The following is a 922-nucleotide window of genomic DNA, read 5'->3' as shown; positions in this document are numbered from 1 at the left end:
GTAAGATAGTAATTAATTACTATCTTACAGGGAGTGCTCGTGGACACCCATCCAAAGCATCTGCCGGCCGATGAACGTCGTGCCGTAACTGTCGAGTCCGTCGTGGCGCTTGCCGGTTCACAAAACCCAAGCGAGATAACCACTGCGGCTATCGCTAAACACATGAACTTGACCCAGGGTGCGCTGTTTCGGCACTTCCCGAACAAGGAAGCCATTTGGCAGGCGGTCATGGAGTGGGTAGCAGAGCGCCTATTAGCCAGAATCGATCGATCCGCACAAGGAATCGAGTCGCCCTTGGCAGCCATGGAGGCGATGTTCATGAGTCATATCGAATTCGTAGCTGAGCACCCAGGCGTGCCAAGAATGATGTTTGGTGAGCTTCAGCGTGCCGAATCGACACCGGCCAAGCGCATGGTGCAAACCTTGATTCAGCGCTACGGCGAACGTTTGCATCGTCTCATCGAGAAAGGCAAGGCCAGCGGCGAGTTGTCTCCCTCGCTTGACAACGAGGCGGCGGCAACGCTGTTCATTGGCACGATCCAGGGCTTGGTCATGCAATCGCTGTTGGCGGGTGATGTGGGACGTATGCACCGCGATGCGCCGCGCGTCTTTGCAATTTATCGGCGTGGCATAAGGAGTGCGCAATGAAAAAGTTACCCTTGCAAGGCCGCACCCTGGCGCTGCTTGCCGTCATCATTCCTTTGCTGGTGCTTTTTATTTATGTCGGTCTGCGATCAGGGCCGCTCGCCCCGGTCGCTGTGACGGTGGCAAGCGTGGAATCACGGGCTATCACACCGGCGCTGTTCGGCATCGGCACGGTGGAGGCGCGCTACACCTACAAGATCGGGCCGACGTTTGCCGGGCGCGTCAAACGCCTGGAGGTGCATGTAGGCGACCAGGTCAAGGCCGGACAGGTGCTCGG

1 protein-coding gene and 1 pseudogene are annotated in these 922 nt (G+C 57.7%); both read left to right on the top strand.

Going from position 1 to position 922, the window contains the following annotated elements; all coding sequences use genetic code 11:
- Positions 1 to 39: 39 nt before the first annotated feature.
- Positions 40 to 648 carry a TetR/AcrR family transcriptional regulator gene (locus tag ACYVG7_RS10135; RefSeq protein WP_004393990.1) on the top strand — a complete coding sequence of 203 codons (609 nt, stop codon included), beginning with the start codon at positions 40 to 42 and terminating at the stop codon, positions 646 to 648.
- Positions 645 to 922 (top strand): annotated as a pseudogene (locus tag ACYVG7_RS10130) (efflux RND transporter periplasmic adaptor subunit); the annotation flags it as partial. The gene ACYVG7_RS10135 and the pseudogene ACYVG7_RS10130, both read left to right, overlap by 4 nt.

Source organism: Pseudaeromonas pectinilytica (assembly GCF_054780855.1).
Note: the sequence above shows the minus strand (reverse complement) of the source record. Positions and strands in the feature narration are given on the sequence as shown.